This window comes from Streptomyces lincolnensis (genome assembly GCF_021173675.1).
Lineage (GTDB): Bacteria > Actinomycetota > Actinomycetes > Streptomycetales > Streptomycetaceae > Streptomyces > Streptomyces lincolnensis_B.
The window spans coordinates 32,249-58,656 of sequence record NZ_JAIHON010000029.1 but is presented as its reverse complement, the minus strand read 5'-3'; the positions used below and the strand labels follow the sequence as shown (position 1 = coordinate 58,656).

21 protein-coding genes and 1 pseudogene are annotated in these 26,408 nt (G+C 72.5%); 12 read left to right on the top strand and 10 right to left on the bottom strand.

Annotated elements, in window-relative coordinates:
- Window positions 1–127, top strand: a pseudogene (locus K4B79_RS46660) (esterase); the annotation flags it as partial.
- Window positions 128–147: 20 nt separating this feature from the next.
- Entirely contained in the window at window positions 148–861 is a 714-nt protein-coding gene (locus K4B79_RS46655; protein WP_232033561.1) for an alpha/beta fold hydrolase, read from the top strand.
- A 74-nt stretch (window positions 862–935) separates the two neighbouring features.
- Here the strand turns inward: K4B79_RS46655 and K4B79_RS46650 are convergent, their stop codons facing one another.
- Window positions 936–2,624: a hypothetical protein gene (locus K4B79_RS46650; RefSeq protein WP_232033560.1), complete on the bottom strand. Its 1,689-nt coding sequence runs from the start codon at window positions 2,622–2,624 to the stop codon at window positions 936–938.
- Window positions 2,625–2,719: 95 nt separating this feature from the next.
- Entirely contained in the window at window positions 2,720–4,702 is a 1,983-nt protein-coding gene (locus K4B79_RS46645; RefSeq protein ID WP_232033559.1) for an AfsR/SARP family transcriptional regulator, read from the bottom strand.
- Window positions 4,703–4,826: 124 nt separating this feature from the next.
- Here K4B79_RS46645 and K4B79_RS46640 point away from each other — a divergent pair, with 124 nt between their 5' ends.
- The gene (locus tag K4B79_RS46640; RefSeq protein WP_232033558.1) at window positions 4,827–5,705 is read left to right on the top strand and encodes an alpha/beta fold hydrolase; all 879 of its coding nucleotides are present in this window, start codon (window positions 4,827–4,829) and stop codon (window positions 5,703–5,705) included.
- A 106-nt stretch (window positions 5,706–5,811) separates the two neighbouring features.
- On the opposite strand, the gene K4B79_RS46635 is transcribed toward K4B79_RS46640, so the two are convergent.
- From K4B79_RS46635 to K4B79_RS46620, 4 genes are all read right to left on the bottom strand, one after another.
- Window positions 5,812–6,048: a hypothetical protein gene (locus K4B79_RS46635; RefSeq protein ID WP_232033557.1), complete on the bottom strand. Its 237-nt coding sequence runs from the start codon at window positions 6,046–6,048 to the stop codon at window positions 5,812–5,814.
- A 247-nt stretch (window positions 6,049–6,295) separates the two neighbouring features.
- Entirely contained in the window at window positions 6,296–7,840 is a 1,545-nt protein-coding gene (locus tag K4B79_RS46630; protein WP_232033556.1) for a helix-turn-helix domain-containing protein, read from the bottom strand.
- 52 nt (window positions 7,841–7,892) lie between these two features.
- The gene (locus K4B79_RS46625) at window positions 7,893–8,492 is read right to left on the bottom strand and encodes a GNAT family N-acetyltransferase (RefSeq protein ID WP_232033555.1); all 600 of its coding nucleotides are present in this window, start codon (window positions 8,490–8,492) and stop codon (window positions 7,893–7,895) included.
- 47 nt (window positions 8,493–8,539) lie between these two features.
- On the bottom strand, window positions 8,540–9,472 hold the full coding sequence (locus K4B79_RS46620) for a MerR family transcriptional regulator (protein ID WP_232033554.1): 933 nt from the start codon (window positions 9,470–9,472) through the stop codon (window positions 8,540–8,542).
- 139 nt (window positions 9,473–9,611) lie between these two features.
- On the opposite strand from K4B79_RS46620, the gene K4B79_RS46615 reads away from it, so the two are divergent.
- The 3 genes from K4B79_RS46615 (at window position 9,612) to K4B79_RS46605 (ending at window position 12,276) form a co-directional block, all read left to right on the top strand.
- On the top strand, window positions 9,612–10,232 hold the full coding sequence (locus K4B79_RS46615) for an L-threonylcarbamoyladenylate synthase (protein ID WP_232033553.1): 621 nt from the start codon (window positions 9,612–9,614) through the stop codon (window positions 10,230–10,232).
- A gap of 124 nt (window positions 10,233–10,356) precedes the next feature.
- Window positions 10,357–11,112: a dienelactone hydrolase family protein gene (locus tag K4B79_RS46610; protein ID WP_232033552.1), complete on the top strand. Its 756-nt coding sequence runs from the start codon at window positions 10,357–10,359 to the stop codon at window positions 11,110–11,112.
- A gap of 228 nt (window positions 11,113–11,340) precedes the next feature.
- Window positions 11,341–12,276 carry an MHYT domain-containing protein gene (locus K4B79_RS46605; RefSeq protein ID WP_232033551.1) on the top strand — a complete coding sequence of 312 codons (936 nt, stop codon included), beginning with the start codon at window positions 11,341–11,343 and terminating at the stop codon, window positions 12,274–12,276.
- Window positions 12,277–12,352: 76 nt separating this feature from the next.
- Here the strand turns inward: K4B79_RS46605 and K4B79_RS46600 are convergent, their stop codons facing one another.
- Complete coding sequence (locus K4B79_RS46600) at window positions 12,353–14,797, bottom strand: zinc-dependent metalloprotease (RefSeq protein ID WP_232033550.1); 2,445 nt, start codon at window positions 14,795–14,797, stop codon at window positions 12,353–12,355.
- Between the two features lie 304 nt (window positions 14,798–15,101).
- Between K4B79_RS46600 and K4B79_RS46595 the strand changes: the two genes are divergently transcribed.
- Together K4B79_RS46595 and K4B79_RS46590 are read left to right on the top strand one after the other, a co-directional pair.
- Window positions 15,102–16,631 (top strand): metallophosphoesterase family protein, encoded by a 1,530-nt coding sequence (locus K4B79_RS46595; RefSeq protein WP_232033549.1) that lies wholly within the window; start codon window positions 15,102–15,104, stop codon window positions 16,629–16,631.
- A gap of 96 nt (window positions 16,632–16,727) precedes the next feature.
- Complete coding sequence (locus K4B79_RS46590) at window positions 16,728–17,756, top strand: LLM class flavin-dependent oxidoreductase (protein WP_232033548.1); 1,029 nt, start codon at window positions 16,728–16,730, stop codon at window positions 17,754–17,756.
- A 3-nt stretch (window positions 17,757–17,759) separates the two neighbouring features.
- Here K4B79_RS46590 and K4B79_RS46585 read toward each other — a convergent pair whose 3' ends face one another.
- Window positions 17,760–18,746, bottom strand: a complete 987-nt coding sequence (locus K4B79_RS46585) for a TauD/TfdA dioxygenase family protein (protein ID WP_232033547.1) — start codon at window positions 18,744–18,746, stop codon at window positions 17,760–17,762.
- A 146-nt stretch (window positions 18,747–18,892) separates the two neighbouring features.
- Window positions 18,893–20,446: a glycoside hydrolase family 32 protein gene (locus K4B79_RS46580; protein WP_232033568.1), complete on the bottom strand. Its 1,554-nt coding sequence runs from the start codon at window positions 20,444–20,446 to the stop codon at window positions 18,893–18,895.
- Window positions 20,447–20,700: 254 nt separating this feature from the next.
- On the opposite strand from K4B79_RS46580, the gene K4B79_RS46575 reads away from it, so the two are divergent.
- From K4B79_RS46575 to K4B79_RS46560, 4 genes are read left to right on the top strand one after another with little or no spacing between them, the layout of a single operon-like run.
- Window positions 20,701–22,110 carry an extracellular solute-binding protein gene (locus tag K4B79_RS46575; RefSeq protein WP_232033546.1) on the top strand — a complete coding sequence of 470 codons (1,410 nt, stop codon included), beginning with the start codon at window positions 20,701–20,703 and terminating at the stop codon, window positions 22,108–22,110.
- Entirely contained in the window at window positions 22,107–23,054 is a 948-nt protein-coding gene (locus K4B79_RS46570) for a carbohydrate ABC transporter permease (protein WP_232033545.1), read from the top strand. The genes K4B79_RS46575 and K4B79_RS46570 overlap by 4 nt, the downstream gene beginning before the upstream one ends.
- Before the next feature lie 14 nt (window positions 23,055–23,068).
- Window positions 23,069–23,923 carry a carbohydrate ABC transporter permease gene (locus K4B79_RS46565; protein ID WP_232033544.1) on the top strand — a complete coding sequence of 285 codons (855 nt, stop codon included), beginning with the start codon at window positions 23,069–23,071 and terminating at the stop codon, window positions 23,921–23,923.
- Complete coding sequence (locus K4B79_RS46560) at window positions 23,920–25,323, top strand: glycoside hydrolase family 32 protein (protein ID WP_232033543.1); 1,404 nt, start codon at window positions 23,920–23,922, stop codon at window positions 25,321–25,323. The genes K4B79_RS46565 and K4B79_RS46560 overlap by 4 nt, the downstream gene beginning before the upstream one ends.
- Here K4B79_RS46560 and K4B79_RS46555 read toward each other — a convergent pair.
- Window positions 25,286–26,350 carry a LacI family DNA-binding transcriptional regulator gene (locus K4B79_RS46555; RefSeq protein ID WP_232033542.1) on the bottom strand — a complete coding sequence of 355 codons (1,065 nt, stop codon included), beginning with the start codon at window positions 26,348–26,350 and terminating at the stop codon, window positions 25,286–25,288. The genes K4B79_RS46560 and K4B79_RS46555 overlap by 38 nt on opposite strands.
- Window positions 26,351–26,408: the final 58 nt, after the last annotated feature.

The following is a 26,408-nucleotide window of genomic DNA, read 5'->3' as shown; positions in this document are numbered from 1 at the left end:
CGCGGTGCGCTACCAGGGCATCATCCACGACTTCGTCATGCTCAACGCCCTGCGCGAAACCCACGCCGCCCAGGCCGCCATCACCCAGGCCGTCACCACCCTGCACACCGCCCTCCACCCCGCCTGATCTCCGAGGAGTACATCGACATGTCGACCCCTACGGTCGTTCTGGTCCACGGTGCGTTCGCCGACGCCGGCAGCTGGGCGGGTGTCGTCGCCGAGCTCCAGAGCGACGGCATCGCGGTGATCGCCCCGCCCAACCCGCTGCGCGGCCTGGCCTTTGACGCCGCGTACGTCGCGTCCGTCGCCGCCCAGATCGACGGCCCCGTCCTGCTGGTGGGCCACTCGTACGGCGGCGCGCTCATCACCGTGGCCGGCACGACGGACAACGTCGTCGGGCTGGTCTACGTGGCGGCCTACTGCCTGGAGGAGGGCGAGAGCCTCGGCGAGCTCCAGAACCGCTTCCCGCTCTCGCCGCTGGTCAGCAACCTCAAGGAGTGGACCTACCCGGTGGCGGGCGAGAGCCCGGCCGTCGAGGTCACCATCGCCGAGGACGCCTTCCCGTCGGTGTTCGCCGCCGACGTCCCGGCAGAGGTCACCAAGGTCCTCGCGGCGGCCCAACGCCCGCTGGCCACGGCCGCGTTCGAGGAGACCGCCGGCGCGGCCGCCTGGCGGACCAAGCCGTCCTGGGCCCTGGTGGCCGGTGCGGACAACGCGATCAACCCGGAGGTCGAGCGCTTCGGAGCCAAGCGGGCCGGCGCCACCGTCGTGGAGCTGGAGGGCGCCTCGCACGCCGTCGCCGTCTCCCGGCCGAAGGAGGTCGCCGACCTGATCCGGGACGCCGTACGGGCCACGAGCTGACCCGAAAGCCGCTGCCGAGGCCCGTGGCGCCAGGCTCGTGCTCCGCGCGACTCCGGCGCCGCCGGCCCCGGCACTCAGTCCCCCGCGCCGCAGCACCCGCCCGCGTCGGGCACCGCGGGGGCCTTGTCCAGGCGGCAGAAGCACGAGGCCTCGACGGGCACGTCGGCCAACGCGGTGGCCACACGCAGCTGTTGGGCCACGAGCTGCGCCTCCCCCGTCTTGCCCAGGCGGAGGAGGCACTCGTGGAGGCCGTGCAGGGCCCAGACGTTGCCCGGGTGCTGGAGGGCTCGCGGGAGGGTGCCGTCGAGGCCGAGGTCGGCACGGTAGACGGCTTCCGCCTCGGCGACGCGACCCTGTTCGAGGAGGAGGGCGCCGTAGGCGTGGCGGGTGGGCTGCATCCATCCCCAGGGCTCGTCGTAGGGGAGGTGGTCGTCCAGTGCGATCGACCGCTCCAGGGCGGCGAAGGCGGCGTCGAAGTCGCCCTTGCGGTAGTCCAGTTCGCCGTCGAGCATGGCGGAGGCGATCGCCAGGATGTCGGCGCACGTGTTGTTGAACAGCATGCGGGTCTCGGGCACGCGGGCGACCGCCTCGTGGAACAGACGGCGTTCGGCTTCCGCCTCGGCGACGCGGCCGGTGGCCGAGAGGGCGACGCCACGGGCGTAGTGGAGCATCGCGGTCGTCACGCAGTACAGGTCCGGGTCGGCGGGCAGGGGCCGGTTCAGGATGTCGGCCCAGCGCCCGAAGCGGATCAGGACGTGGACCCGCATGGCGAGGAACGCCTCCAGCCAGTCGGCCATGGGCGGGCTCTGGACCCGCAGCAGTTCCTCCGGGATGGACGCCTCCAACTGCGCGGCGGTCTCCAGGGCGACCTCCGACTGGCCGAGGAACATCGCGCCGTAGATCTTGAAGTGGTAGTTGTGCGACCGGTAGAGCGTGTAGAAGTTCATCGTCCCGGATCGTGCGCGGACCTTCTCGTCGACGGCGACGGCGATGCTGTTGTCGCTGACCACGCGCCGGTAGTCGCCGCAGAGCACCTCCAGGTGGGAGGGCATGTGGTGGAGGTGGCCGGCGTCGGGGACCAGGCCGCGCAGGCGGTCGGCGACGGACAGGGCCGCCTCGGGGGTCGGGGACATCTCCATCAGGTGGATGTACAGGTGGAGCACGCCGGGGTGCGAGCGTCCGGCGTCCTGGGCGAGCACGCGGTCGAGGACCGCCTTGGCCTCCAGGGTGCGGGCGCCCTCGGCGGGCTCGCCGGTGGGCAGGTCCCACAGCTGCCAGGGGGTGAGGTTCATCAGGGCGTCGGCGTACAGGGTGGCGATGTCCGGGTCGTCCGGGGCGAGGGCGTGGACGGCGCGCATGCTCTCGGCGTAGGGCTCGTTCCACACCGAGCAGTCCTCGACGGGCTTGTCCTGCGGGTAGCGGGCGCGCAGCGCCTCGATGAGGGCGCGTTCGACGGGGGTGGCGCCGGCGGCCTTGTCGTGGGCCAGTTCGACGGCGGCGTGGGTGCGGTCGACGGTGGTGGCGAGGTCCCGTTCGTCGAAGAACTCCCAGGGTTTGTTGTAGTTCGGGCCGAGGGCGTAGGCGATGCCCCAGTGGGCCATGGCGCAGTCGGGATCGGCCGCCGCGGCGGCCTCGAAGCAGGCGACGGCCTCCTCGTGGTGGAAGGCGTACGTCCACACCAGGCCCCGGTCGAACCAGAGTTGGGCCTCGGCCGACGTCGTCGTCACGGATCGGCCGTGGGGCCCGAGGTCGTAGTACTCCATGCGTCTCTCCTGCACGTGTCGCCCGCTCGGCGGATGATGTCCAGGTGCCGATTTTCCCCTGCTTGGTCCTCGTGCGTGGGAAATCGCCATATTGGTCACGAACGTCGAAGTTCGCGGGCGAGTATGTCCAGGTGGTCCGCGACGGGGCCGAGGGTGAGCAGGCCGCTGCCCGCGCCCGCGAGTTCGCCCGCGGCCGGGGCGAGCGCGGTGTGTGCCCGCCGCATGGTCGTGACGTCTCCCACCTTGATCGCGGTGTGCGCGAGCAGGCACCACAGGGCCTCGGTCATGTGGTCGCGGGGCGGGGCCGGAACGGTGCGGAGCAGATGTGCGGCCTCCTCCTCCCGTCCGTCGTGCGCCAGCAGCAGGGGACGCACCCAGGGTTCGTACGGGCCCCAGTCGGTGTGCGGGTCGGCGGTGACGGGTGCCCCGTGGCGCACGCGCACGGTCAGCAGGGCCAGTGGCAGCAGTCCGGACTCCAGGCCGGGCATCCCGGCGCCGGTCAGGGTCGTGGCGGCGTCGCGGTAGGCCGACTCGGCGGCGGGCGACGGCTCGGTCAGTGCCGTGCGCAGCGCGCGGTACCAGGTGGTGAAGACGGTCACCAGGGGGAGTTCGTGCCGCTCGGCCAGCGCGTCGGCGGCCTCGGCGTGACGGTCGGCCCCGGCGAGGTCGGACAGGGCACAGCGTGCCTGGAGGCGGATCAGGTGGCCCAGCACCTCGTGGGTCGCCAGGCTGTTCCGCGCGGCCAGGGACAGGATCTCGGCGCCGATCCGGTCACGTCGGGCGGCCAGGCCGGTGTGCTCGAAGGCCTGCATGAAGCGCCCGTTCAGCGCGAAGGCGAGCAGGGTGGCGTCGCCGAGCCGGCGGGCGATCTCCTCGGCCTGCCGCGCGGCCAGCAGCGGCCGGGCCCCGGAGGCGGGCCCCTCGGTGGGCAGGGTGCCGCGTGATTCCACGGCGACGGTGGCGAGCAGCCGGGCCCTGGCCGCGTCGTGGGTGTCCGGCGGCAGCAGGCCCAGCGTCCGTTCCGCCGCCCCCACCAGCCGCTCGGACTGGCGGACGTCGTCCGACCGGGTCCACAGGGCGGGCACGTCGTAGGCGCCGATGACGCGGGCGGTCAGCTCCGGGTCGCCCAACTGCTCAGCGGCCTCCACGGCGGCCAGCCGGTGGCGTCGGGCCGCTTCCAGGCCGCCGCCCCCGGTCACCGCCAGATCGCGCATCAGGCCGGCCGTCGACTCCAGCCGTGTCCGGGCCCGGGAGGGCACGACGCTCTCGTACGCCGCGGTCGCCCGGGCCCAGACCTGCGCCGCCGTGTCGCCGGGGCCCGGATCGAGGTGGCCGGCGTGCCGCAGGACGTCCCCCTCCATACGGTTCAGCCGGGGGCCGGGGTCCACGCCCAGGTGCTCGCGCAGCAGCTGCCGGGCGCGTCTGAGGACCGCCAGCGCGTCGGCCTGCCGTCCGGAGCGGTACAGGGCCAGGGCGAGCAGCTGCCAGGCGTCCTCCCGCCAGGGGTGCTCCGCCACATGGGCGTCCAGGTCGGGGACGGCCTCCGCGGCGGCGCCGGACGCCATCCGGGCCTCGGCGCGGCGCTCCACGGCGGTCAGCCGCAGCTCGGCGAGCCGGGAGCGTTCCGCGCGGGCCCAGGATTCCCCGGCGACGTCGGCGTAGGCGGGGCCCCGCCACAGCTCCAGGGCGGCGCCGAGCCCGTCCACCGCCGCGACGGGCGGGACGTGCGTGAGGGAGTCGACGAGACGCTCGAACCGCCAGGCGTCGACGCTGTCGTGGTCGGCGCGCAGGGCGTAGCCGGGTCCTTCGGTGACCAGCAGCCGGGCCGGTGCCCGCGGGGGCCGCTCCGGTTCCAGGCAGCGCCGCAGCCCCGCGACGAAGGTCCGTACCGCGCTCACCGCGTCGGCCGGGGGCTCCTCCCAGAGGTCCGCCACCAGCCGCGCGACCGGTACGACCCGGCGCCGGGCCACGAGGAGGCGGGCCAGCACGGCGCGGTGCCGGGGGCCCTTCAGGGCCAGGGGCGCGCCCGTGTCGTCCCAGGCGGCCACGGGGCCCAGCACCCCGAACTCCACTCGCACGCCGTTCGCGCCCTTCCTCACCCTGCTGCCGTGGCCTCAACGTACACGCGTTCATCCGCTGCTCATCGGCGCCCCGGAGGCTGGGGGCACCGCAGTCACCGAACCGAGCCAGAGGAGCCGAACCGTGGAACCGACCGTCCCGGGATTCGAGTACCACCGTGTGGAGGCCGCCGAGGGTGTCGCCCTGAACGTGGCCGTGGGAGGCGCCGGCACGCCTGTCGTGCTGCTGCACGGCTTTCCGCAGACGCACCTGATGTGGCGGCACGTCGCCGCGGACCTGGCGGCGGACCACACCGTCATCTGCCCCGACCTGCGGGGATACGGCGACAGCGACAAGCCGCGGGAGGACGGTCCCGACACCTACGCGAAGCGGACGATGGCCGCCGACGTCGTCGCCGTGGCCCGGCGGCTGGGTCACGAGCGGTTCGCGCTGGCCGGGCACGACCGAGGTGCCCTGGTGGCGTTCCGGGCGGGCCTGGACCATCCGGCCGCGATCAGCCACCTGACCTGCCTGGACGTCCTGCCGACCCTCGACATGTGGGAGGCGCTGCGCGGGACCTCGGCCGCCGTCGGCTTCCACCTCTACCTCATGGCCCAGCCGCCGGGCCTGCCCGAACAGATGATCACCGCGAGTGCGGACGCCTTCTTCGGGCACTTCCTGGACCTGTGGGCCCGCACACCCGACGCCATCCCCTCCGACGTCCGCGCGGCCTATCTGCGCGCCTCTCGCGAGGCGGTGTCGTCGATCGTCGCCGACTACCGGGCTTCGGCGGGCGTCGACGTCACGCACGACACGGCCGACCGCGCCGCCGGGCACCGGCTCACCATGCCGGTGACGGTGCTCCAGCAGGACTGGGGCGCGGCCCTCGGCTTCGACGCCGCCGCCCTGTGGGAGGCGTGGGCGACGGATCTGCGGCACTCGACCGTCCCCTACGGGCACTTCATGGCCGAGGAGGCGCCGGCGGACGTCGCCAAGGCGCTGCGGGAGCTGATCGCCCGCTAGGAAGGGCCCGGCGCCCGCGCACACCGAAGGCCCGGCGCCCGCACGCACACCGAAGGCCCGGCAGCCCGAGTCTCCCCGGCGGCCGGGTCTTCGGGGCGGAGCGGTGTCAGCTGCCGTCGAGCCGTGCCCGCAGGAGCCCCTTGCCCAGCTCGGCGCCCTTGCGGCTGTCGGCCTGGGCCTTGCGGAACAGGTCGGCGACCTCGGTGTCCTTCTCGCGCTCGGCGTCCTGGATGTAGCTCTCCAGACGCAGCGCGTTGCTCAGGCACGCCTCGACATACCAGATCAGGTTGTAGTCCTTGTCCGGCGTACCGGTCACGCCGCCGGTCTCCGTGCTGCTGGTCATTCCGGCCTCCTCCAGCGGTTGTGTCGTTCCGGAGCCGGACGAGTACCCGTCCGACCGGGGAGGGAACACCCCGGGAAGGCCGATCCTGCCGACCGGTCCGCCGCGTCGGCCGTCGCGGATGCCGGGCATGCGTCGCGGGGACGCGACCGGTCCCCCGTTCCGGTCGTGCCCCCGCGGTGGCTAGAACTTACGTCTCATACCGAACCGTTGTGAATCGCGTCGGTGCCCGCTGTGCCCGTGTGAGGGCTCACCCGTGCACAGGTGCGTCCGGATGGTCCGGTTTCGCCGGGTCGAGGACGGGTGGCCGGAGTTCGCCCACGGCGAGATGGGCGAGGACGACCTCGTAGAGGTCGGTGCCGGCGCTCAGTAGTTGCCGTTCGAGTACGGGCTCCGCGCTGCGGACGTGTTCGCGGACGGTCTGGGGGTGCATGCCCAGGATCTGCGCGGTCCGTTCGGAGTTGCCGCCGGCGGCGATCCAGGTGCGCAGTGTCCGGCGCAGGTCGCGGCTGTCCGCGTCCAGTCGGGCCAGCAGCTCCTGCGCCCAGGTCTGCACCGCGGGCCCGGCCATCAGGTCGGCGAGCCGCGCCCGGGGTGCCTGCTCGCCGGTGCCCGTCCCGGTTGTTCCGTCGAGGCCGACCTGGTGGTTCAGGGCGAGGTGGGTGACCGCGCGGACGGTGAGGTCGGAGAAGTCGGTGCGCAGCAGTGCCTCGACGCGTTCCATGCGGGCGCGCACGGTGTTGCGGCTGACGCCCAGGACCTTCGCCGCGCTGACGGCGGTGAACTCCAGTCCCAGCCGTGTGGTGGCGAGGAGTTCGGCCCGCGTGTGGTGCGCCAGGGTGTCGAGCGGGCGCAGGGCCCGGGCGGTCCACTCACGCAGCGCGGCGGGGTCCATCAGGCGTTCGGGGTGGGTGCGTTCGGCGTACACCGCGGCCTTGTCCGGCCGGAAGTGCGCGACGGCCAGCGCGCTGACGGCCTGTCCGTAGGCGCCGGCGGTCTGCGCCAGGCTCTGCCGGCTGCTGCCCCCGATGAAGGTGTGCGGGTGCCGGCCGGCCAGAGAGGTCAGGGTCCGCCCCTCGACCTCGCCGGGCGCGACGACGATCACGTGCTCGTCCACGGCGGGGCAGCGCACGACCAGGGCCTGTTCCGCCGTCAGGTGGAGGCACTCCTCGACGAGCCGGTCGCGTTGCCCGGCCTCGCACTCCAGGACGTAGACACAGGCGGTGTCGGTGTCGAGCAGGCCGGGCCACAGTCCGGCGGCGACGCGCCGCGCCGACACGGTGTCCTCCACCATCAGCAGTTGCAGGATCGCCAGCCGCAGATCGGACGCCGCCCGCCGCAGGCGGTCCCCGGTGGTGGTCGTCTCGTCCGCCCGCAGCAGCACTTCGACGACCTGGGCGGTGTGTACGACGATCTCGGAGGCGCGGCGGTCCAGTGGTGTCGGGCGGGACACGGCGAGCACACAGGCGGCGGCCTGCCGCGGGCGCTCGACGCGGACCAGGCGCAGGCACCGCTCCTCTCCTTCCCAGGAGGCGGAGGCGATACGGCCCGTCACGAGGTCGGTGAACAGGTCCTCGTCCATGGCGATCCGGGTGCCGGCGAGCAGGACGCCGGTCTCGTCCTGGAGGGAGACCGTCGCGCCCAGGGTGTCGGCGAGCCAGGCGGCGACCCGGCGGACGTCACGCCCGGTCGGCCGCAGGTGGTCGAGCAGTCCCCACGCCCACGACCTGTCGGCGGTCGTCTCCGCGGTGCTCTCCCCTTCCGTACGACGTGTCCCGTCCTCTCGGCCAGCCATCTCGGCCTTCTCCTCGCCCCTCGCCCATGCGTACCGCTCGGGGGACGTTACCTCACGCCCCCGGTCGGGGCGCCCGGCGCGAACCCTCGCTCCCCTCGCGGACGCGGACGTGCCGGTGGCCCTGGTGCGGGAAGGCGGGCGGGGCGGCGGGCATGAGCTCGGCGAAGGGGTATCCGCACTTGTCCGCGACCCGGCAGGAGGCGGTGTTGTCGACCCGGTGCAGCAGGTCGAGACGGGCCATGTCGTCCGCCATAAAAGCGGTGAACGCCCAGTCCGTCAGCGCCTGGAGCGCCCGGGGAGCGACGCCCCGGCCGCGTGCGTGCGCGGCGGTCCAGTAGCCGACCTCGGCGGCCCCGCCCCGCGGCTTGAGAACGGCGTGCCCGACGAGTGTTCCGCCGGGCGCCCGCCCGTCCCCCTCGACCACCGCGAACGCGTACCGCTGTCCCGTCTCCCAGCCCTGCCGCTGCCCCCGCACCCAGCGCACGGCGGCCGGTTCGTCCTGCGGCCCGGGGCTCGTCCAACGGCGCAGAGCGTCGTCGTCCCGGTAGACGGCCACCAGGTCGGGCGCGTCCGCCTCGCGCCACGGCCGCAGTACGAGGGCGGGTGCCGTCGCGGTGGCGGGGGCTTCCAGTCGTACGACTGGACTGTCCATGATCCTCACCGGCACAGCGTAGGCGGCGCTCGTCCCCGCCCGTGGGGTCATCCGGCGATCCGTGCGCGCAGGGCGGTGACCGTCCAGTCGAGGACCGGTGCCCGGCGCCAGGGCGGTGGCCAGCCATGGATGACGGCGAGCAACCGGAAGTACCGGTCGGTGTGCGGGGCGTTCGCGGCCTCCAGGCGTCGCACCAGCTGTCGTCGCAGGCCGGCGTCGTCCGGACGGCCGAGAGCGCGGGCGCACTCCGCGGTGAGGGCGGCGACCACGGGATCGGCCGCCCGCGAGCGTGGCGGGACTCCCGAGGCCACGGCGTCCTGTGCCCGGTCGCGGACGAGGGCCACGACATCGGGGCGCGGAGGCACGGGAAGGGCGGGCTCCAGGTGTTCCGCGTAGCTCGCGGCCATGCGGCGCACACCGGTACGGAACTCCGGGTCGAGGGTGAGCTCGGCCAGCTCCACCCACGCCTCGATCTGCTCCTCCGTGGGGCTGTCCGGGAGATCGGGGGTCATCGAGCGGCGGATCGCGTCGCTGCCGGGGACGTCATCGAGGACCGCGTCGAGGAAGTCGTCGACGAGGTGGGCGCGTTCCGCCGCGGACAGTCGGGCCAGGTCGTGCATGCGTCGGGTCTCCTCGGGGGTGGGGCCGCGTCGGGCCACGGCGGTCAGGACGGAACGGCGCAGACGCAGGATGCGGATCTGTGCCTCCAGCGCGGCGGCGTGCCGGGCCGCGACCTCACCGAGCGTCAGCTCCCGGTCCACGACCTGCCGGATCGCGTCGAGGCCGAGACCGAGCTCGCGCAGCGTCCGCACGAAGGCCAGCCGGGCGACCGCGTCGGGGCCGTAGCGGCGGTAGCCGGCGCCGGTGCGTTCGGCCGGTGTGACGATGCCGCGATCCGAGTAGAGGCGGACGGTCTTCACCGTCAGCCCGGTGCGCCGGGCCAGTTCGCCGATCGAGCAGAGAGTGTCGCCGTCGTCCATGCCCCCACCTTGATGTCTCCCCCTGCGGGAGACTCAAGTGTCCGCTCTCCCGGCGGTACGGGTTCGCGCGCCCCGGGGGTCCGTGCCGGCCGCGCGGGCCCTGCGCGCCGCTCCCGCGCCCACGGCATAAGCTCGGCGGATGGCGAAGTACTTCGACGTGCACCCCGACAACCCCCAGCCGCGCACCATCTCCCAGGTCGCCGAGAGCGTCCGTTCGGGGGCTCTGATCGCGTATCCGACGGACTCCTGCTACGCGCTGGGCTGCCGGCTGGGCAGCCGTGACGGCATCGAGCGGATCCGGACGATCCGGAAGCTGGACGACCGGCACCACTTCACGCTGGTCTGCCAGGACTTCGCGCAGCTCGGTCAGTTCGTCCGGGTCGACAACGACGTGTTCCGGGCGATCAAGGCGTCGACGCCGGGCAGCTACACGTTCATCCTGCCGGCGACGAAGGAGGTGCCGCGCATGCTCCAGCACCCCAAGAAGAAGACGGTGGGTGTGCGCATCCCCGACCACGTCGTCACCCAGGCGCTGCTCGCCGAGCTCGGTGAGCCGCTGCTGTCCAGCACGCTGCTCCTGCCGGACGAGGAGGAGCCGATGACGCAGGGGTGGGAGATCAAGGACCGGCTCGACCACGTGCTGGACGCGGTGGTCGACTCCGGGGACTGCGGCACCGAGCCGACGACGGTCATCGACTTCTCCGACGGCGAGGCCGAGATCGTGCGGCGCGGGGCGGGTGACGTCTCCCGGTTCGAGTAATCCGCAGGTCAAGCGGAGGGGGCCTGCCGCACTGCGGTGGATGGCGCCTGCAAGCATGTCGCCGGTGGCCGGTCCCGCCGGGCCGGCGACCCGCTCGTGGCCCACTGCGCAGAGAGGCGATGCCATGACCTCCGTAGAGACAGCAGACCTGGACATTCCGACCGAGGACGGCGTCGCCGACGCGTATCTGGCGCATCCGGCCGACGGGAGCCCGCATCCGGCGGTCCTGCTCTACATGGACGCGTTCGGGCTGCGCCCGCAGCTGAAGTCCATGGCCGACCGGCTCGCCGAGGCCGGCTACACCGTGCTGGTGCCCAACGTGTTCTACCGCCACGGCCGGGCGCCGCTGTTCGATCTGCCGGAGTTCATCGATCCGGGGGCGCGTCCGGAGATCTTCGAGCGGATCGGCCCCGTCATGCAGGCGCTGACCGCGGAGTCGGCGATGAGCGACGCGGGCGCCTGTCTGCGGTGGCTGGCCGAGTCCCCGGTGGCCGCGGACGGCCCGGTCGCGCTCACCGGTTACTGCATGGGCGCACGGCTCGCCCTGCTCACCGCCGGCACCTACCCGGAGCGGGTCGCGGCCGCGGCCGGTTTCCACGGCGGACGGCTGGCGACCGACGCCCCGGACAGCCCGCACCTGGTGGCCGGCGAGATCACCGCCGAGCTGTACTTCGGACACGCCGACGAGGACCCGTCCCTGCCCGCCGAGCAGATCGAACGCCTGGAGCAGGCGCTCACCGCCGCCGGCGTCCGCCACACCTGCGAGGTCTACTCCGGCGCGCACCACGGCTACACCCAGGCCGACACCGCCTCGTACGACCGCGAGGGCGACGAGCGGCACTGGGCCGCTCTGCTGGACCTGCTCAAGCGCACGTTCTGACGGTTCGTGAGGGCGCCCCGGCCGGCATGTGCATACCGCACGCGTCGGTCGGGGCGTGTCACTTTTTGAACAGTCGTCAACATCTGGCCGGAACTCATTCCTGTGTGACCGAAGTGAATCCCTACGACTTCAGAGTTCGTCTCTTACCGCCGGTAGGGCCTTGCTTTACGCGGCCTTGACCCCGTAGACCTTCCCCACAAACAGCCGTGACTCGGGGGGAGTTCGCGTATGGAAGGCACGGTCGACGGGTTCCGCTACGGGGTGGTGACACCTGTGGCGGCCTACCTCATGGCGTGCCTGGGAGGGGCTCTGGGGTTGCGCTGCATCGTCCGGACCCTGCTGGACACGCAGTCGTGGAAGGCCGGATGGCTGGCGCTGGGCGCCGCCTCGATCGGCTGCGGCATCTGGACCATGCACTTCATCGCCATGATCGGTTTCCAGGTCGAGGAGACCAGGGTCCGGTACGACGCGAGCCTGACGGTGCTGAGTCTCGCCGTGGCGATCGCGGTGGTGGGCATCGGCGTGTTCATCGTGGGCTATCGCGGTGCCAGCAAGGCCACGCTGATCCTGGCGGGCGTCATCACCGGCCTCGGTGTCGCCGCCATGCACTACCTGGGCATGGCGGCCATGCACCTCAACGGCGAGATCAACTACGCCCCGGGCGTCGTCGCGCTCTCGGTGCTGATCGCGATCGTCGCCGCGACCGCGGCCCTGTGGGCGGCCGTGACGATCCGGGGCTTCCTGACGAGCCTCGGGGCCAGCCTGATCATGGGCGTGGCCGTGTCCGGGATGCACTACACGGCGATGGCCGCGGTCAGCGTCCACGTGCACAACGAGGGCGGCGGGACCTGGGCGGGCGACTCGCCCACCTCCCTGTTGCTGCCCATGCTGCTGGGGCCGATCATCTTCCTCGTACTGGCGGGCGTGGTCGTGATGTTCGATCCGCTGCTGGTCCTGGGCGACGGCGACTGGACCCGGGGCGAACCACGCCGGAACGCCGACACCCCGGAGGACACACCCACCTCCCCCGCCACCCTCTTCGGAGCCGCCTCCGACGCCGGGCGCGCCGAGCCGGCCGGAGCGGTACGACGCGACGCGCCGGTCGGCCACGCCAGGGGTTCGCAGGGGTCCACGTGGGCTTCCGCTCGCTCGCGGAAGGGGTGAGTGGGCGGACGGGTGAGCCGCGACGGGCGGGGGCGAGCCGTCGGTGTGGTCTGCCGCCCCCGGCCGTGGTGTGCGGTCAGTTGGGTGCGCCGGGCGGGACGCGGGGCAGGGGGTCGAGGCGTACGGATCCGGGGTCGGTGAGGTGACGGCCGATCAGGTCGGCGGCCGCGCGCCGCCGTTCGTCGTCCGCCACCCGCAGTTCCGCCGCGAGGCGGAGCAGGGCCGCCCGCAGCGGGTCACGCACCGGGGCGCGCAGCGCGTCGTCGTCCAGGACCCTGAGCAGGTGGTTCAGGAGCGTCCAGTCGGCCGTGTGCTGCACCGCCGCCCCGCCGGGCAGCTCCGGGGACACCGGGTCGACCCGCCCCCAGGTGGCGGCCAACAGCGCGTCCACCACGTCGGTGACACCGGGCCGGGCCGGATCGACGGCGTGCTGCCAGGCCACCCGGGTCAACCGGGCGGGCTCCAGCAGCTGTTCGGTGACCAGGGTGACAGCGACCCTGACCGCCTCGTACGGGTCGAAGACGCGGCCGGCGTCGGTGTCCAGGTACTGCTCGGTGCGCGCGTAACGGATCGCGGGTGGGGTGAGGGTGCGCAACACGGCATCGGGCAGGGCGAGTTGCTCGGCACGCAGGAGGTCGGCGAGCTGGGCGAGGGCCTGGTGCTGGACGTCCGCTTCGACGGGACGCGTGCCGGGGTGGGTGGCCGTGCCGGCGTCCGTGCCGGGTCGGGTGGCCGTACTCGCGTCCGCGCCGGGCTCGGCGGCCCCTTCACCGGAGCGCACCCCCGCCTCGACGGCCCCCTCCCCGGAACCCACGCCACCCGGCACCCCTGACGGCGCCACACCGGCCTCACGGGGCACCCCCGGCTCCCCCGCCAACCCGTACTCGTAGCGCACTCCCCCCACCAGCCGCGCCACCGCCGCCACCTCGTGCCGGTGCAGGAGGTGCAACAGCGTGGCGCGCTCCTCCAGTTCACCGGTCTGGCGGTCGGGCGGCAGGACCCCCCGGGAGAAGCCGTGGAGGGCGATGTCACGCACGCGCAGCATCGTCGTCAGCGCGGTGGGGGCGTCGCCGCCCGTCACCCACGGGACGGCGTCGGCGTGGGCGGCGCCGGGCCCGCTCGCGTCGCCGTCGGCGACGTGGATCAGGCCCGCCTCGGCGGCTTCCCGGCGCAGTGCGGCGAGCCCGGTCTCCTCGTTCCCCTCGGCGAACCGGCCGTAGGCGTGGGCGACGAGGAAGTGGTCCCAGGGGCCGAGGCCGTTCTCGTAGGCGGCGGAGAGGTCGAGGTCGCCGTCCTCGGTGACGCCGATGCGGGCGTGGGGGTAGTCCATGACGGACGGCCGCGGATGCCGGGTGCTGGCGAAGTTGTGCATGAAGCCGAGCGCGTGGCCGATCTCGTGCGCGGCGAGCTGACGCAGCCGGGCGAGCACCAACTCCTCGACGGCGGCGAGCCGTTCGGCCTCGTCCGGGCGGCCGTAGGGCGCGAGGAGGGCTTCGCCGAGGGCGCGGACCTGCTCGGCGCGCTGGGATCCGAGCCGTACCCGGGCGTGCAGGATCTCGCCGGTGCGCGGGTCGGTCAGCCCCTGCCCGAGGGACCAGCCGCGGCCGGCCCGGTGCACCCAGACCACACCGTTGACCTCGGGGTCGTAGGGGTCGAAGTCGGGGCCGCCGGTCTCGACGCGGTACGCGCCGGGGAAGCCGATCCGGGTGAAGGCGTCCTGCCACCAGTTGCCGCCCTCGACGACCGCCGAGCGGAAGGGCTCGGGGACGGCGGGGTCGACCCGGAACACGATCGGCGCCGCTCCGGGGGCGACGCGGAAGCGGGGCTGGAGCTTGACCTGGGTGTCCCGGACTCCGACGTGTGCGTGGTCGGCGTAGCCGATGCCGTAGCCGCCGGCGGCGGGGTGGAAGCGCCGTACGGGCATCCGGAAGGCGGGCAGCCGGATCAGGTTCAGCTGCTGAACCAGGGTGAGCGCACGGGGGTCGGCGGCGACCGCCCGGACCGCCGCCCCGCGTCCGGGCCCGCGGAAGGTGAGGAGCGCGGAGAGCCGCACGCTCTCCGAACCGGTGCGGCTGTCGGCGACGAGGGGCAGGCTGGTGCGTTCGTCGAGGACGTACTCGCCCTGACCGTGCTCGTGGAGGTGCTCGGCGATCTGGTCGTGGTCGGCCACGACCAGCCCCGTGCCGTCGACCACCACGGCGCCGTCCTCCTCCAGCAGCACCGGCCCGCTCCACACCACCGACAGGGCGAAGGACTCCTGCCCCGCCCGGACCGCGGCCGCGTCCCCGGACGTCAGAAAGTGCTTGTTCCGGACGACACACAGGACCCGGTCCCCCGCCCGCCGGAACTCCACGAGCCGCGCCTTGCCCGCCCGGCCCCGGTCCAGCCACAGTTCACTCGAACCGAGCCCCTGAGAAAGCGAAACGGTCAGCAGGAACGGCTCGTCGAAGTGACGAATGCCCAACAGCAGCCGGTCACCGGGGCGTTCGGTGTCGGTGGGCAGGTCCAGGAAGTCGGGCATGCGGGGCCTTTCAGGAGACGCGGTACTGAAGCGATGGTGTCAGGCCGGCCGTCCCGCCCGGAGGCCGACGTTCCTCTGGGCGGCACCTGGACTCAGCTCGTGAATGCCCTGGCCGCTCCCCCTTGAACGTCGTACAGGTGCGCGCCGCCTCCTCATCCTCCCTGGCAGCACGCGGACCTGTGACTCCGGGCGAGGCTCAGGCCGGGCCGTGGCCCTTCCCCGCGACGCGCGCGAGGTCGGGGTCCGGATGGTCGAGGGGGCTCCCCCCTCTCGGCCGGTTCTAGATCGTTGTTACGGTGCACCGGTGTCTGACTCCTCACGCGATACCGCCGAAGGCGCCGGTTGGGGCACCGCCGAACGCGGGGTGTACCAGCGGCTGATGCCGTCCAAGGTCGAGAAGTTGTCCTGGCTGAACCCGAAGACCTTGTGGGCGGCCCGCAACGGTGTGCTGGCGTCCTGGTTCGGTGATCCCACGGGCCGGACGCGCGGGCGGTGGGTGGCGCAGCGGGCGGCGGCCGGGATCGATGTCGGCACGGTGATCCGGCGTGACGACCCGGACGCCTTCTCCTTCATGGTGATCGGCGACACGGGCGAGGGCGACGACCCCCAGTACGCCGTCGTACCGGGCTTTCTGAAGGTCGGTCAGGACACGCGGTTCGCCGTCGTCGCCAGTGACGTGATCTATCCGGTGGGCAGCGCGGACGACTACGGCACGAAGTTCTTCCGCCCGTACCAGGACTATCGCGCGCCGATCTACGCGATACCGGGCAACCACGACTGGTACGAGGATCTCGGCGCCTTCATGCGCGTGTTCTGCGGCGACGCCCCGCCCCTGGAGCCCGAGCCGGCGCCCCGCCCGCTCACCCGGGCCCGGCTGCGGCATCTGCTGTGGCACCGGCCGCGCGCGAACGACGGCCAACGGCTGGACGAGGCCCGGCAGTTGCGGTCGGCACCGGAGCAACAGGCCGTACAGCCGGGCCCGTACTGGGCCGTCGACGCCGGACCGGTACGGATCATAGGCATCGACACGGGCCTGCTCGGCACCGTCGACGCCGAACAGGGCGCCTGGCTCCGCGAGGTCTCCCGGGGGCCCCGCCCGAAGATCCTGATCACGGGTTCCCCGCTGTACGTGGACGGCGAGCACCACCCCTGCGCGATAGAGGGCGGCGGCACGGTGGACGACATCGTCCGCGATCCGGACCACCACTACGTGGCGGCGATAGGCGGCGACATCCACAACTACCAGCGTTATCCGGTCCAGGTGGACGGCCGCACCATCCAGTACGTGGTCTCGGGCGGCGGCGGGGCGTTCATGCACGCCACCCACACCATCCCGCGCGTCTCGGTCGCGAACGTCACCGAGAAGGACTTCCGCTGCTATCCGCTGCGCGGCGACTCGCTGGCCTTCTACAGCACGCTCTACGGCCGCCGCCTGCGCCTGCGCCGCTTCTTCACCCTCACCGAGGCCGAGGCGACGGCCGTGATCGCCCAGCGGCTGGGCATCCCGCCGACCCGCACCCCCGGAGGACCCGGCGGACCGGGCGGGCCCGGCGGGCCCACGCGGGTCACCCTGCGCACCCGCCTCGTCGCGAGTCTCCTCGGCGCCGGCGGCCGCCCCGACCGCACCTCCCGCTTCCGGCTCCCCGTGCGCAAGATCTACACCCAGCTGTTCTCGCCGAGCTCCGCGACCTACAGCCCGCCGTTCTTCAAGTGCTTCCTGCGCCTGGACGTCACCCCGCAGGCGGTCCGGCTGCGCTGCTACGCCGCCACCGGCAACCGCGCCCAGGAGATCGACCCTCCGGTCGAGGACGAGGTGACCATCCCACTCGCCTGAACCGACCTGATCTTGACCAGGACGGGAACACTTCCCACGCCGACCCGGTTGGCACTGCCGTACTACTTGATTCGTCAAGCAACCACGGAGGAGCCCGTGCCCCCGACCCCCCGCCCCCTGCGCAAACTGGGCTTCCTGACCATCGGCCTGTTCGACGAGGCGGACCCCCGCCGGGGACACGAGTCCACGCTGGAGATCATCGAGCTGGGCGAGCGTCTGGGCTTCGACAGCGCGTGGCTGCGTCACCGCCATCTCCAGTACGGCATCTCGTCCCCGGTCGCGGTGATGGCGGCGGCCTCGCAGCGCACCAGCCGTATCGAGTTGGGCACCGCGGTCATCCCGCTCGGCTGGGAGAACCCGCTGCGGCTGGCCGAGGACCTGGCGACGGTCGACCTGCTGTCCGGCGGCCGCGTCAACCCCGGGGTGAGCGTGGGCCCGCCGATGCACTACGACCAGGTCAAGGGCGCGCTGTACCCGGACACCGCCGACGTGGAGGACTTCTCCTACGAGCGGGTGCGGCGCCTGCTGGACCTGGTGCGGGGCAAGCCGGCGACCGACTTCAGCGGTGTCGAGGGCTTCGAGGTGTTCTCCGACCGGGTGCAGCCGCACTCCCCCGGTCTGGGCCGGCGCCTCTGGTACGGCGGTGGCAGCCTCGGCTCGGCGCGCTGGGCCGGTGAGCACGGCATGAACTTCCTGACCAGCAGCGTCGTCAAGGCGGAGGCCGCGCAGGGGCCGTACGACTTCGCGGAGATCCAGCTGTCGCACATCCGCGCCTTCCGCGCCGCGCACCCCGACGGCGAGGACGCCCGCGTCTCGCAGGGCCTGGTCGTCATCCCGACGGACTCCGCCTCGCCCGAACAGCGCGCGAGGTACGAGGAGTACGCGGCGCAGCGCACCCCTCGTACCGAGTCGCCGCAGGGCCCGGCCCGTCTGATGTTCGCCCCGGACATCGTCGGCACGTCGGAGCAGATCGCCGAACGGCTGCACGCGCACTCGGCGTTCCGCGAGATCGACGAGGTGGCCTTCGCGCTGCCGTTCACCTTCGGCCACGAGGACTACGTCCAGATCCTGACCGACATGGCGACCCGCCTCGGGCCCGCCCTGGGCTGGCGCCCGGCCGCCTGAGCGTCACCAGCGGCCCACCTCGGTCCCGACGATCGGCTCCGACGGCTTGCCGTCCACGCCGACCGGGACCTCACCGGTGAGCATCACCCGGTGCATGGTCCGGGGGAAGTCGAGGTGGGTGTTGTCGCTCGGCGCCAGGTGGATGGTGGCCCGGTTGTCCCAGAAGGCCACGCTGCCCGGCTCCCAGCGGAAGCGGACCGTGTACTCGGGCCGGGTGGCCTCGGCGAGCAGCATCTCCAGGATCGCGGCGCTCTCGGCCCGGGAGAGGTCGGCGATCTGCTCGACGTAGTAGCCGTTGACGTACAGGATCCGCTCCCCCGACTCCGGGTGGACCCGCACCAGCGGGTGCAGGGAGGCGACCTGGTGGTCCAGCAGATGCCGGACGTAGGCGTCGTCGCCGTGCCGTGGCTGGTAGCCGACGCCCAGGCGGTGCTCGGCGCGCAGTCCGTCCACGAACAGCCGCACCGGGGCGGAGAGTCCGGCGTAGGCCGCGGCCAGGTTGGACCAGGTGGTGTCGCCGCCGTAGGGCGGGACGGTCTCGGCGCGCAGGATCGTCGCGGCCGGCGGGTCGACGCGGGCGCCGTGGTCGCAGTGCCAGCCGCGCAGCAGGGTGTGCCGCCTGCGTCGTAGCCACTCGTCGTGCTCCATGCCGAACTTCCCTCCCAGTTCGAGCCGGTCGGCGGTCGTCTCGATCTCGGGGACGTCCGGCGGCGAGGCGCTGCCCCGCTTGCGCAGCACCACCGGGTCGCCGAACCGGCGGGCGAACGTCACGTGCCCGGCGTGGTCGAGCCGCTGCTCCCGGAAGAAGACCACCTTCCAGCGCAGCAGCGCGGCCCGGATCGCGGCCACCACGGTGTCGTCGAGCTCGCCCGCCAGGTCGACACCGGTGATCTCGGCGCCGATGTGCCCGGCGACCGGCTTCACCTCGATCCCCGGCGCCCGTCGCGTCCCGTTCGCCGCGTCCCTGTCCGTGCCCCTGCCCATCGCCATGCCCGCTCCGTCGGTCGTCGTCCGCGTCGGCTCCGGTCCGAGCCGGTTCCCCGAAGATCGTGACAGGGTGCGGCGGGCATGGCGACAGGGCCTGGGCAAGGGCATGGGTACGGACAAGGACCCGGGCACCGGTGCCCGGCGGGTCCTCAGACCGTGAACTCCCGGATCACCGTGTTCCGGAACACCGCCGGGCCGTCGATCGTGAACAGCGCGAGCCCGGTGTCGGCCGGATCGGGGAAGACCTCGGTCGTGTGCACGTACCGGCCGTCGTCGACGAACATCTCGACGGACGTGCGGTCGATCAGGATGCGCAGCCGCACCGTACCCGCGGACCTGTCGAAGGGGCTCCGGCTCTCCTGCCACCGGCCGCTGCTGTCGGGGCTCACCGTGTATCCGCGGTTGACGAAGGCGTAGTCGCCGTAGACGCCGGCGTCGATGTGGCGTCCGCCGTCCGGGGAGCGCCGCAACTGGAGCCCCGCGCCGGTCAGTTGCTCCCACGTGATGTCGGTGGACAGCTCGTACGCGGTGCCCTTGTAGTCGAGGAGCAGCGAGCCGTCGACCTCCAGGTCGCCGAGGTCGACCGTGCGGGAGACATGGGCGTCGAGACCGGCGACCGGCCGGGAGGCGAGGTGGTACGTGCCGTCCGCCGCCCGCTTCAGCGTGATCTCGCGGACGATCGAATCGGTGCCGTTGAAGCCGTCGCACTCCATGGTGGGGGTGGTGGTGGCGTAGTCCCAGTGGTTCATCCAGCCGATCGCGTACCGCGCGGCGGGGTCGAGCGCGCCGCCGGTGTCCCGCTTGTCGAAGGTGACGGCCGCGTACCAGTCCCAGCCGTGGTCCAGCCACTGCGGATCGCTCAGGTCCGGCGTGAACGTGGTGCCGTCGAAGGATCCCGTCCAGTAGGCGTACGTGCTCGGCAGCCCGGAGCCCTTGCCGTTGGCGCTCACGCCGAGCACCCACTTCCAGGTGCCGTCCGCGGCCCGGAGACGGAACAGGTCCGGGCACTCCAGCACGCCGATGCCGCCCTTGATGAAGCCGCCCACGTACGTCCAGGACTTCAGGTCGGCGGAGTGGTAGAAGCCCACCTTGTCGTTCTCGGCGAGGGTCATCACCCAGCGCCCGCGTTCCTCGTCCCGGACGACCTTGGGGTCGCGGAAGTCCCGGACGCCGGGGTTGGGCAGGACCGGATCGGTGCCGTGGGGGGTGAACGTACGGCCGCCGTCGGTGGAGAAGTACAGGTACTGGGCCTGGGTGATGTCGTCGGGCGCCATGGTGGCGAGGACGATCACCGCGCCCGCGCCGAAGCCCGCGGTGTTCTCGGTGTCGACCACCGCCGAGCCTGACCAGACGTCGCCGTTGGGGGTGGTGTTCTTCGGTACGGCGATCCCGCGGTCGGTGAAGGAGACCAGGTCGGTGCTGGTGGCCAGTCGCCAGGCCGTGCCGGCGGTCGTGCCGCCCGTCGAGTAGTCGGGGTTGTAGAGGTAGTAGTAGTGATACTCGCCGTCGATCCACACCGGCCGCTGCGGGTCGTTCATCCACTGGTCGGGGACCGTGAAGTGGTACTCGGCGCGGTAGCTCCCGGCGCAGGCCGCGGCCGTCGCCGAGGCGGCCGACGCCGGTCTCGTACCGGTGGGCAGCAGGGCGCCGGCCGCTCCCGCGGCCGAGGCGACGAACAGCGACCTCCTGGATATTCCGGGCATGCCGAATGTGCCACGCACAGGGCGGCTCCTTCCCCCGACGTCATCGTCGGGACTGCGGCTCGTGAAGATCCGGACCGGATCGGAACGGGCCCGCCCTGAACCGGAGTCGTCCCGTCCCGGACCGGGCGGCCCGCGACGGAACTGTGCGACCTAACTCGTTAAAGGTCAAGGGGTGCAAGGCTCTTGACACGGCCATGGCACCGTTCCCATCATCTGGGGCATCAACCCGAGCTAACACGAGTTAGGCACTCTGGATGACCGACCCGCATCTCTCCCGCCGCACCCTGTTGCGGTACGGCGCCTACGGCGCGGGAGCCGCCGCCCTGGCCGGCACCGCCGCCAGTTGGGACCGGCTCACCGGAGCCGACATCCCCGGCCGCGACGACGGCTCCCTCGTCGTCGCCACACTCGGCCCCGCCTACGGCCCGGAGGCGGTCCGCACGCTCACCGAGGGCTTCAAGAAGGTCCACCCCGACATCAAGCTGCGCGTCAACGCCGTCCAGGCCGTCGACTGGTCGGACTTCTTCGCCAAGATCCTCACCCAGATCGCGGCGGGCACCGCTCCCGACCTCGTCTACGTCGCCACCGAGGGCGTCCAGCTCTTCGCGCAGCGCCTCGGCGTCGCCCTCGACCACTGGGTCCGGCGGGACGCGGAGGAGCTGCGCGAGTACTTCGCGGACGTCCACCCCTCGCTGGTGGAGTCGATGATGTACGAGGGGAGCCTCTACCAGCTGCCGGTCGAGTTCAACGCGGCCGACATCTACCTCAACAACCAGGTGCTGAAACGGGCGGGCGCGGACTTCCCCGCCGCCGACTGGACCCGGGACGACTTCACCGCCCTGCTGCGGGACATGAAGAAGGCGAGCGGCTCGCAGTTCACGCCGTACTTCTGGACCAACCGGCTGTGGGGCGGCGTGGTCCCCTGGCTGTTCGCCAACGACACCAACTTGCTGGCCGAGTCCAAGGCGCCGGGCGGGTCCTGGCTGTGGGACTCCTTCTACCCGGCCGCCCAGCGCGCCGGACGCGGCGGCGGCTACCGCTGGACCACCCCGCAGGCCACCCACGACCGTGTGGAGGAGGTCTACGACTATCTCGCCTCCCTCATCCGGGAGGACCTGTGCACCCGCCCCGAGGGCGGCAACGGCCAGAACCTCATCGGCGTGTTCTCCACCGGCCGGGTCGGCGTCACCCCCGCGGGCGGCTTCTGGGCGGGCGGCCTGAACCTGGCCGGCATGCGGCCCGACGGCTTCGACACCCAGTACTTCCCGCGCTGGCGCACCCAGCGCATGCAGTTCGGCGCGGCCGGCTACGCCCTGCTGCGCACGTCCAAGCGGCAGGAGGAGGCCTGGGAGTTCATCAAGTACGCCGCCCGCAGGGACACCCTGATGCGGCTGTTCGAGACCAACCAGACCACCCCGGCCCGCCGTTCGATGCTCACCGCCGACCGCTACCGCGAGACCGGCCCGAAGCACTGGCCGGTCTTCTACGACACCCTCGACAAGTTCCCCGACACCGGGCCGATCCCCGCGCCGCCCCAGGTCGCCGAGGTCGAACAGGTGCTGCTCAAGCACACCGGCACCGCCCTGTCCTCCCCGCGCTCGGTGCGTCCCGCGCTGCGCCGGATGCAGCGCGACCTGGAGAAGGCCATGGAGCGTGAGATATGACCGACACCCAGATCCAGGCGCCGCCGAGGCCACCGGCCCCTGCCGTGACCGCCCCGCGCCCCTCCGCGCGTGAACGCGGCACCCGTCTACTGGCCGCCCTGTTCCTGGCGCCGACGATCGTCGGCATCGTCGTCTTCACGGTCGTGCCGATCGTCGGCTCGGTGGTGCTGAGCCTGTTCCACTGGAACGTGATCGACTCCCCGTCCTTCGCGGGGACGGCCAACTACCGTGAGATGTTCACCGATTCCACCGTGCTGGTGTCCTTCCGCAACACCCTGGTCTTCATGGTGTTCGCGGTGGCGCTCCAGCTACTGATCGCGCTCACCCTCGCCCTGGCCGTGAACGGCCGGATGCCCACCTGGCTGCGTTCGGTGTTCCGTTCGGCGTTCTTCTTCCCGCTGGTGCTGTCGGCCGCGTCGATCTCGGTGGTGATGAAGTACCTCTTCAACCAGGACTTCGGAGTCGTGAACTGGCTGCTCGGGCTGATCGGGATCGCGCCCGTGCCCTGGCTGACCTCGGAGAACTCGGCGATGGCCGCGGTCGTCCTGGTCTACGTCTGGCAGCAGTTCGGCTTCTCGTTCCTGCTCTTCGTCGGCGGCCTGAACAACATCCCCAAGGAGATCCACGAGGCCGCCGCCCTCGACGGCGCGACCGGTCTGCGCAAGCACCTGAACGTCACGCTGCCCCTGCTGTCGCCCACGCTGCTGGTCGCCTCGGTGGTCGGCATCATCAACGCGCTCCAGGTCTTCGAGCAGCCGTACGTGCTGACCAACGGCGGTCCCGGGGACGCCACCCGCACGGTCGTGATGGTCATCTACGAGTCCGCGTTCGAGCAGCTCCGCTTCGGTGAGGCGTCCGCGGTGGGTGTGCTGCTCTTCGTGCTGATCATGGCGGTCACCGCCCTGCAGTTCCGGCTCAGCCGGCGTTTCGTCCACTACCAGTGAGCCGGGTGAGCCCCTTGAGCCAAGCGACCCTGACCTTGAGCCGCACCCGGCACTCCCTGGCCCCCTGGGCCCGGATAGCCGGACTGACCGTGTGCGCCCTGCTGACCCTCGGACCGGTCATCTGGACGCTCTCCACCTCCCTGCGCACCCCCGCCGAGTCCTTCGACCTGCCGCCGAGGATCATCCCGGCCGACCCCACCGTCGACGCGTACCGCGGGGTCTTCGACCAGATCGACGTGTGGCTGCTGGCCCTCAACTCCACGCTGGTGACCGCGCTGATCGCGGTGGGCCAGATGATCACGGCGGGTCTGGCCGGATACGCCTTCGCACGCCTCGAATTCCGCTTCAAGAAGCCGCTGTTCGGGCTGGTCCTGGCCACCATGATGGTGCCGCTCCAGGTCACCATCGTGCCGGTGTTCCTGGTCCTGAAGTCGATGAGCCTGACCGACACCCTGCTCGGGCTGATCATCCCGGCGTTCCCGACCGCGTTCGGCACCTTCCTGATGCGCCAGTACTTCCTGGGCATGCCGAAGGACCTGGGCGAGGCGGCGATGCTGGACGGCGCCGGGCCCTGGCGGATCTTCCGGTCCGTCTACGCCCCGCTGGCCACGCCCGGCCTGGCGATCGTCGGTGTCCTGGCCTTCAACTACCACTGGAACGAGTTCTTCCGGCCGCTGATCCTGGAGACCTCCGGGCAGAACTACACGCTCCCGCTGGGCCTGGTCTCCCTCCAGGGCAATCTGGGCACCGGGTCCATCTCGGTGGTCCTCGCGGGTGTCGTGCTCTCCATGATCCCCGCCGTCGCCGTGTTCCTCGTCGGCCAGCGCCCTCTGCGTGAGGGCATCACCTCCGCAGGAGTCAACCGTTGAGCCTCGCCGCTCGCCTCCCGGACCCCGACGCCCCGCGTTTCCGGGTCCGACCGCCCGCCCACTGGATCAACGACCCCAACGGTCCCTTCCGTTGGCAGGGCCGCTACCACCTCTTCTACCAGCACAACCCCGAAGCGCCCGTGCACGCGAACGTCCACTGGGGTCATGTCTCCAGCCCCGACCTCGCCCACTGGGAGCACCACCCGGTCGCGCTCACCCCGACACCCGGCGGCCCGGACGAGGCGGGCTGCTGGTCGGGGTGCGTGGTCGACGACGACGGTGTGCCGACCGCCGTGTACACCGGCGTGGACCGCCACCACACCGGTCTCGGCGCGATCTGCCTCGCCCGCGCGACGGTCCCGGACGACGAGACGCTCACCGACTGGAAGCCGCTTCCCACCCCGGTGGTGACCGGCCCGCCGCCCGGACTGGACGTGGTGATGTTCCGCGACCCGTTCGTCTTCCACCACGCCGGCCACCGCTGGGCGCTGGTCGGCGCGGGCCACGGCGACGGTACGCCGTCGGTGCTGCTCTACGACTGCGACGACCTGTCGGCCTGGCGGTTCGCCGGGGTCCTCCTGGACGGCGACGACCCGGTGGCGGCCCGGGTGTTCGGCGACGGGGCGACCGGCTGGGAGTGCCCTCAGCTGTTCGCGACGGCGAGTGGGGAGTGGGTGCTGGTGGTGTCCCTGTGGGACGGAAACCCGGGCTCCACCGGCTACTTGACGGGCCGTCTGCTCCCTTACGGAGACGGGGAGTTGCGTTTCGTTCCCCGCGCGGGCGGCCCCCTCGACCACGGCCGGGACCTCTACGCCCCCGCCGTGCTCCAGGAGGCGGACCGGGCCGTGCTGTGGGGCTGGTCCTGGGAGGCCCGGGCGCAGTCCGAGGTGGACCGGGCCGGCTGGGCGGGAGTCCTCACCGCGCCCCGGATCGTGGACACCCACCCCGACGGCTCCCTGCGCGTCGCACCGGCGCCCGAGCTGCGCCTGTTGCGGGCCCCCGATCCGTTCGTCACGGATCCCGGGGCCCGCGTACCGCTGCCGGATGCCTACGACCTGACCGTCACCGCCCGCTCCCCCACGACCGTCTCCCTGCTGCGCTCGGCGTCGGGCGCCCAGCTGACGGTCCGGCTGGACCCGGACGACGGGACGGTCGCCCTGGACCGCGACGGCTGGCCCCGCACCGGGGCGCGGGGGCCGGTCACCGTAGCCGTCCCGGAGGCGGAGGACATCACCGTACGGATCCTCGTCGACGGATCGCTCCTCGAACTGTTCGTCGGCGACCGGGCCACGGTCACCGAGCGGGTCTACCGGCGTGTCGACGACGTGCCGGAGCTGGTCGTGCGGGGCGCCGGGGCCGAGGTCACGGGATGGGAGCAGGTCCCACCGACGAGCGAGTGATCACCGGGCAGGCGAGGCGTCGCACCGTGGCGGGCGGTGTGCGTCCCGTGGCGATGGCGTCCAGGAGCAGCCGGGTCGCGGCCTCGCCCATCGCCCGGTGCGGCAGCCCGACCGTGGTCAGGGGCGGGGTGAGGAACGCGGCCATGTGCTCCTGGTCGTCGTAGCCCACCACGGACAGCTCGTCGGGGACGGTGATCCCGAGCCGGGTGGAGGCGTGCAGCGCGCCCGCCGCGACCCGGTCGTTGTAGCAGAAGATCCCGGTGGGCCGCCGGTCCGCCGGGATCCCGTCGAGGATCCGCGTGGCGCCCTCGTATCCGCCGGAGATCTCTCCCCCGGTCCGTACCACCCACTCCCTGGGCAGGGTGATCCCCTCGGCCCGCAGGGCGTCCCGGAAGCCGCGCAGCCGCTCGACGGAGGCGATGTCGTCGTGGCCGCCGACCAGGGCGATCCTGCGGTGCCCCTGGTCCAGGAGCAGCCGTGCGGCCGTCCGGCCTCCGGCGCGTTCGGCGGGGACGACGGCGGGCAGCGAGTCGTCCTCGGGCAGGCAGTTGGCGAGGACGGAGTGGGTGCGGTGCAGTCCCTCGGGGACGCGGACGCGGCGCAGGGACATCGCCGCGTAGATGATGCCGTCCACGCGCCGGTCCAGGAGCTCGGCGACGGCCGCGTCCTCCTTGGCCGGGTCGCCCCCGGAGTCGACGGTCAGCACGAGGTGCTCGCTGTCCCAGGCGGTGTCCATGGCGCCGCGCAGCAGCCGCCCGGCGAAGGGCGTGGAGGCGATCTCGTCGGTGACCAGGCCGATCACGGCCGTACGGCTGCGGCGCAGGCCGCGGGCGACGGGGTCGGGGCGGTAGCCGAGCCGGGCGGCGGCCTGCCGGATGCGTTCCTGGGTGGCGGGCGAGAGGTTGCCCTCGGCGCGGCCGTTGAACACGAAGGAGACCGCGGTGTGCGACACGCCGGCGAGCCGCGCGACATCCCGTGACGTGGGACGCCCCGGATTCGTGCGCTGCTTGTCCTCGGCGTCGCCCATGCCGTCCGTTGCCCTCGTCCCCGCCGTCCAGGTTGATCGACGCTCACCCTATCCGTGA